This window comes from Lentibacter algarum, from assembly GCF_018860975.1.
GTDB lineage: Bacteria > Pseudomonadota > Alphaproteobacteria > Rhodobacterales > Rhodobacteraceae > Lentibacter > Lentibacter algarum_A.
Window position 1 is genome coordinate 808,377 of the sequence record NZ_JAHKQI010000005.1, and the last position, 6,106, is coordinate 814,482.

At 57.0% G+C, this 6,106-nt stretch carries 5 protein-coding genes and 1 tRNA gene; 5 read left to right on the plus strand and 1 reads right to left on the minus strand.

Annotation, left to right across the window (positions count from 1 at the left end; all coding sequences use genetic code 11):
* Positions 1-56: 56 nt before the first annotated feature.
* Positions 57-143: transfer RNA gene (locus tag KO498_RS08250), tRNA-Leu, on the plus strand.
* A gap of 96 nt (positions 144-239) precedes the next feature.
* Entirely contained in the window at positions 240-1,310 is a 1,071-nt protein-coding gene (locus tag KO498_RS08255) for a DUF2855 family protein (RefSeq protein WP_215959392.1), read from the plus strand.
* On the opposite strand, the gene KO498_RS08260 is transcribed toward KO498_RS08255, so the two are convergent.
* Entirely contained in the window at positions 1,307-2,437 is a 1,131-nt protein-coding gene (locus KO498_RS08260) for a CaiB/BaiF CoA transferase family protein (protein WP_215959393.1), read from the minus strand. The genes KO498_RS08255 and KO498_RS08260 overlap by 4 nt on opposite strands.
* A gap of 118 nt (positions 2,438-2,555) precedes the next feature.
* Between KO498_RS08260 and KO498_RS08265 the strand changes: the two genes are divergently transcribed.
* From KO498_RS08265 to KO498_RS08275, 3 genes are all read left to right on the plus strand, one after another.
* A complete protein-coding gene (locus KO498_RS08265) occupies positions 2,556-3,737 on the plus strand; it encodes an acyl-CoA dehydrogenase family protein (RefSeq protein WP_215959394.1) in 1,182 nt (393 codons plus the stop codon).
* A gap of 314 nt (positions 3,738-4,051) precedes the next feature.
* A complete protein-coding gene (locus tag KO498_RS08270) occupies positions 4,052-4,393 on the plus strand; it encodes a replication protein (protein WP_252731312.1) in 342 nt (113 codons plus the stop codon).
* 529 nt (positions 4,394-4,922) lie between these two features.
* The coding region (locus tag KO498_RS08275) for a BapA/Bap/LapF family prefix-like domain-containing protein (protein ID WP_215959395.1) at positions 4,923-6,106 on the plus strand (1,184 nt) is incomplete at its 3' end.

Sequence of the window (6,106 nt, forward strand, 5' to 3'; positions counted from 1 at the left end):
GAACGGCAAAAACCGGATTGTTTTCTGATGCGCTAGCCGCTAGCTACAAGGCGCTGGCCCGCGTGGTGGAATGGTAGACACAGGAGACTTAAAATCTCTAGGCCGAACAGGCCGTGCCGGTTCGAATCCGGCCGCGGGTACCAGCAAGTTTTCCCAATGCTACGTGACGTTCTTTGGCTTGCCCACTGGTTATTGACTTGAATCGGCTCATAGTTGTTGCAACTCAAGGGAGGCACTTCATGTCAAAACGTATTCTGGTTGAACAAGGCAATATCACGGTTGCAAAGCTTGAAGAGGTGGCCGATGCGCCGCTTGCCAGCGGTGAAGTGCGGCTTGCGCTTGAGAGCTTTGCGCTGACGGCGAACAACGTAACTTACGCGGCGACGGGCTTTGTGATCGGTTATTGGAGCTTCTTTCCCACAGGGATTGAGGGCCAGGGCATTGTGCCGGTGTGGGGCACTGCGACGGTTGTTGAAAGTGCGAGCGAAGCTTTGCAAACCGGCACGCGGCTTTACGGGTTTTTCCCTATGGCCGAGCAGTTTGTCATGCAGCCTGAGCGCGAGGCTGGCGGGATGATTGAAGATAAAGCGGCGCATCGTGCCGAGCTTCCCGCTGTTTACATCCGCTATGTTGAGGTCAGCGACAAAGGGCTTGTGGCCGACGGCATGCGCGCGCTGTTGCAGCCTTTGTTGGCGACGTCATATCTGCTGTTCGACTGGCTCCAAGACAATGCGCAGTTTGGCGCAGAGCAAGTGATCATCGGCAGTGCTTCGTCAAAAACCGGCCTTGGGCTTTGCAAATTTTTGGCTGAGGACAATGCGCGCAAATACAAGATCGTTGGGCTGACCTCCGCCAGCAACAAGGGCTTTGTCGAGGGGCTGAATGCCTGCGATGAAGTTTTGACATATGACGAAGTCGAGCAGCTTCGCAACGTGCCGAGTGTCTATGTCGATATGGCGGGCAACGCTGAAGTAAAGCTGCGTCTGCACGAACATCTGGCCGAGAATGTGAAGCACTCGGCGGCTGTAGGCACCAGCCATTGGGACAAATTCGCGCAGCCGGCAAACATGCCGGGTGCGAAACCGAAGTTCTTTTTTGCACCTGCTCAAATAGCCAAGCGGCGGGAAGAGTGGGGCGCAGGCGTTATCGAGCGCAAGATCACCGAAGCTTGGAAGCGGATCGCGGCGGATGCTGACTGGATGACGCTCAAGCCGCACGACGGCCTTGCAGAAGCTCTGCCAGTTTACAAGGCCTTGGCCGAAGGCAAGGCCAGCCCGAAAGACGGGCATGTGATCGTGCTGAAACGCTAGGCTTTGGCGGTGAACTCGGCGCGCAGGGCATCGGTGTGTTCACCCAAGGCAGGCACAGGTCCAAAGACGGGTGAGTGCCCGTCAACCAGCGCGCCGGGTGCGAGCAGCTGCACGGGGCCTGAGGGGGTATCAGCCTCAACCAGCTTGTTTTGCGGGTGCTTGGCAAGGTCGCCCATCGTGCTGACACGACCATTGGCGATACCGCAATCAGTGAGCATATCGGCCAGAGCGTCGCGGGTATGCCGGCTGAAAACAGCGTTGATAACCTCGTTCAGCGCATCTCGGTTGGCTGTGCGGTTGGTGTTGTTGTCAAAGCGTGCATCACTGGCGACTTCAGGCTGCCCAAGCACTTGCTGACAAAAGCGTAGCCACTCGCGCTCGTTCTGGATTGAAAACAAGACTTCTTTGCCGTCAGAGCCAGCATATGCTCCGTAGGGGGCGATTGTCGGGTGGTTCAGCCCGTCGAGTGCCGGAGATTTGCCGCCGTAAGCGAACTGTAGGTAGGGCACATTCATCCAGTCGGCGAGGGCGTGAAACAGGCTGACGGAGATGTGCCGACCCTTGCCTGTCACCCCGCGTCCGATGAGTGCTTGCAGGACCGCCTGATGCGCTGTCATCCCACAGGAGATGTCGGCCACAGAAACGCCAACACGGGTGACGCCACTGGCATTGCCGGTGATGGCGCTGAGCCCGCTTTCGGCTTGGATGAGCAAGTCATAGGCCTTGGCGTCGCGGTAGGGGCCATCTTCGCCATAACCGGAGATCGACACAGTGATCAGGCGCGGGTTTTCTGCGCGCAACCGTTCGGGAGCAAAGCCGAGACGCTCAATAGCGCCGGGCGCAAGGTTCTGCACGAAGACGTCGGCCTCCTTGAGCATCGCTTCCAAAAGCGCTTTGTCAGTGGATGCCCGCAGATCAAGGCAGACTGATTGCTTGCCACGGTTGAGCCAGACGAAGTAAGCACTTTCGCCATGCACAAGGCTGTCGTACCCGCGGGCAAAATCCCCTTCGGGACGCTCGACTTTGATCACTCGCGCGCCAGCTTCGGCCAGACGGCCCGTCAGGTATGGCGCGGCGACGGCTTGCTCTATTGAAACAACAAGCAGGCCTTCAAGATCTCCAGACATAACAACTTCCTTTTTGTGCGGGTCATGTTTTGAGTAGCAAGAAATTTTGCTGACCGAAAGCTTGGCATTTGGCGGTAAGTAAGGCAGCTATAGCGTAACATTAGAAAAGGAAAACCCGATGAGCGCGTTTGATGTAACTGCCGAATATGCCGACATCCGAGAAGGTGTTGCGAATGTCTGCGCCGGCTTTGGCGGTGACTACTGGCAAGACCTTGACGCGCGTCGCGCTTACCCGAAGGACTTCGTTGATGCGCTCATTCGCGAGGGCTATTTGGGCGCGATGATTCCCGAAGAATTCGGCGGCTCGGGGCTGAACCTCTCGGCTTCTTCGGTGATCTTGGAAGAGATACACCGCAACGGCTGCAACGCGGCGGCTTGCCACGCGCAGATGTATACGATGGGCACGGTTTTACGCCACGGCACCGAGGAGCAGAAGGCGAAATACTTGCCCGGAATTGCTGACGGCAGCTTGCGCCTACAGGCCTTTGGCGTGACGGAGCCGACCAGCGGAACCGACACTTTGGCCTTGAAAACAACGGCGGTGCGTGACGGGGACGACTATGTTGTCAACGGCCAGAAGATCTGGATTTCACGCGCCGAGCACTCTGATTTGATGGTGCTGCTAGCGCGCACAACGCCGCGTGATCAGGTGAGCAAAAAGACAGAGGGCTTGTCGGTTTTTCTGATTGATTTACGTGAGTTACGCGGCAACGGGGTTGAGATTAGGCCGATCAAAACGATGATCAACCATGCTACGACCGAGGTGTTCTTTGACAACGCGCGCATCCCCGCTTCAAGCCTGGTTGGGGAAGAGGGCAGGGGCTTTCGTTACATTCTGTCCGGCATGAACTCCGAGCGCATATTGATCGCAGCCGAGTGCATTGGTGATGCCAAATGGTTCTTGAAGAAAGGCGCTGACTACGCCCGTGAACGGGTTGTGTTTGGTGCACCGATTGGGGCCAACCAAGGCGTGCAGTTCCCGCTGGCGAAAGCCCAGGCGCATATGATGGCCGCGGAGGCAATCGTCTACCGTGCGGCAGCTATGTATGATTCCGGCCTCAACCCCGGTGTCGAAGCGAACACCGCCAAAATGCTAGCTGCCGATGCAAGCTGGGAAGCCGCAGAGGCGTGCTTGCAAACCCACGGTGGCTTCGGTTTTGCCGAAGAATACGATGTCGAGCGCAAATTCCGCGAAGCGAGGCTCTATCAAGTGGCCCCGATTTCGACCAACTTGATCTTGTGCTATATCGCAGAACAGGTGCTTGGCTTGCCAAAGTCATACGGCCCACAACGGGCATAGACGCTGCACCGGGAAAATTACCGGGAAAATTGGAGGCGAGTACCGGAAACGAACCGGTGTACACGGATTTGCAATCCGGAAAATTTCGTTGATTTGGAAGGAAGGAATTGTAAACGGACTTGCTTCGTTCACGTTCACTTTTCAATGGGCTACGAGGCCCAAGTAAACGGTTTTTCACAGTCTCCCCCTCTGACGAAAAGGCAAAGAAAAACCGCTGAGGGGGCGGCCACCCACCTCAACGGCATAGAAGAATATTTCCGTACCCATCTGTACGGTATTTTCGGTCTGACCTCAACCCAATTGGCGGTGGGATCATGAGCTGGCGCATAGCAAACGAATGCGCCGAGCGTCGCTTCGGCAGCGCCGTGCGCAAGCAGATCATCATGTTCCTGGCTGACAAGGCGAGCGATGACGGCTCGGGCATCTGGTGTTCCACAGGGACGATCCAGCGCCACACAGAGCTTAGCGAGAGCACCGTCAAACGCACCATCATCGACTTCATACGGGAAGGCATTTTGATCGAGACCGGGCGGAGGCATTGCAAGAACGGCTACACCGTCATTTACCGCATCGTTCTGGAGCGCGTGGCCGCGCTCGAACCCACGGCGGAGCCCGACATTGAGACGGGGGTCACGGTGGACCCCAAACCATCCTAAAACCATCCATAAACCACCTACGCGCAAACCCGCTTTTTGATCACGCAACTATTGCTAGAGCAGCATTCGGGCGCGGTCGCAGCACATTTTCCGCTGCGTCGCAGCAGGTTGTCGCGGGAGCGGTCATTGCATTCCTGCGTTGAGTGTCAAAATCAAATCGCTCTTTCGCTGCGATTGCTCAGAAGACCGCTTTCACGAGGTGCGCTCTCGTTTGGCACTAATCTGCCCGATTATAGCAACTGCCTCTTCAATTGTCCCAAGAGAGACGCGCTTGGGTCCCAAAATCCATGACTAAAGATTTCTTCAGTTGGACTACTTTAATGCGGCTTGTTAGCAACAAGAAACGTCAAAAGCTCTCCCTTAGCGTGTAAAAGGTTGTATGAATCGCCTTTAACGGGCATAGTTTTGTAAGGATAGGCACCACACACTGGAAGCGTTTCATTTTTTTGCAGATATTGTGGCCTTCACTAAATATTGTGGTTTTTGCCGTACGATGCAATAAGATGTTGTTTTAAAAGGAAAAATTGCAATGAATGTGACGATAGTCGATCGAACGGATGGCTCTGAACGGCCCGCTGATATTAACAGCATTAATCTGACAGGCCCGAGCTTAGTTCGGCTCCCCTTCGTTGAAGAGAGCGTTGACCGGTACGTTCGCGCTGGCAATGACCTTTTGATTCACATGGCATCCGGAGAAATTATACGGATCGAGAACTACTACACAGCTGACGGTTCCGAGAGCGCCCTCTCCTTCACGGAAGATGGCGCCGCTATCGTTGTAGAAGATGGGGCAGTTGGAGTGCTTGGCGGCGGTGTTGGGGTTGCGTTGGCCGCACTTGCAGTTGGGGGCGTTCTTGCTGGTGTATCTTCTGGATCTTCAGCGGACGACGCTGATGCAGACGCCGATGCGGATGCTGATGCTGACGCCGATGCGGATGCCGATGCTGATGCAGATGCCGACGCGGATGCCGATGCCGATGCGGATGCCGATGCTGATGCCGATGCGGATGCTGATGCGGATGCCGACGCCGATGCTGATGCCGATGCGGACGCCGATGCAGATGCCGACGCAGATGCCGATGCTGATGCTGACGCCGATGCAGATGCGGACGCTGACGCCGATGCTGATGCAGATGCCGATGCGGACGCGGATGCCGACGCCGACGCTGATGCTGACGCCGATGCGGATGCCGACGCCGACGCCGATGCTGATGCTGATGCTGATGCCGATGCCGATGCGGATGCCGATGCTGATGCCGACGCCGATGCGGACGCCGATGCTGATGCCGATGCGGACGCCGATGCAGATGCCGACGCAGATGCCGACGCCGATGCTGATGCTGACGCCGATGCAGATGCAGATGCGGACGCTGACGCCGATGCTGATGCAGATGCCGATGCGGACGCTGATGCTGATGCCGACGCTGATGCCGACGCAGACGCCGATGCTGACGCCGATGCTGATGCTGACGCAGATGCCGACGCCGATGCGGACGCGGATGCCGACGCAGACGCCGATGCTGATGCCGACGCAGATGCTGATGCGGATGCTGATGCTGATGCAGACGCAGATGCTGATGCCGACGCCGACGCTGATGCGGACGCGGATGCGGACGCGGATGCCGACGCCGACGCTGATGCTGACGCCGATGCTGATGCCGATGCGGACGCCGATGCAGATGCCGACGCAGATGCAGATGCCGACGCTGATGC

Excerpts from the sequence above, each read along its gene's own strand:
- KO498_RS08255 (WP_215959392.1), top strand. The coding sequence starts at position 240 with ATGTCAAAACGTATTCTGGTTGAACAAGGCAATATCACGGTTGCAAAG.
- KO498_RS08260 (WP_215959393.1), bottom strand. The coding sequence starts at position 2,437 with ATGTCTGGAGATCTTGAAGGCCTGCTTGTTGTTTCAATAGAGCAAGCC.
- KO498_RS08265 (WP_215959394.1), top strand. The coding sequence starts at position 2,556 with ATGAGCGCGTTTGATGTAACTGCCGAATATGCCGACATCCGAGAAGGT.
- KO498_RS08270 (WP_252731312.1), top strand. The coding sequence starts at position 4,052 with ATGAGCTGGCGCATAGCAAACGAATGCGCCGAGCGTCGCTTCGGCAGC.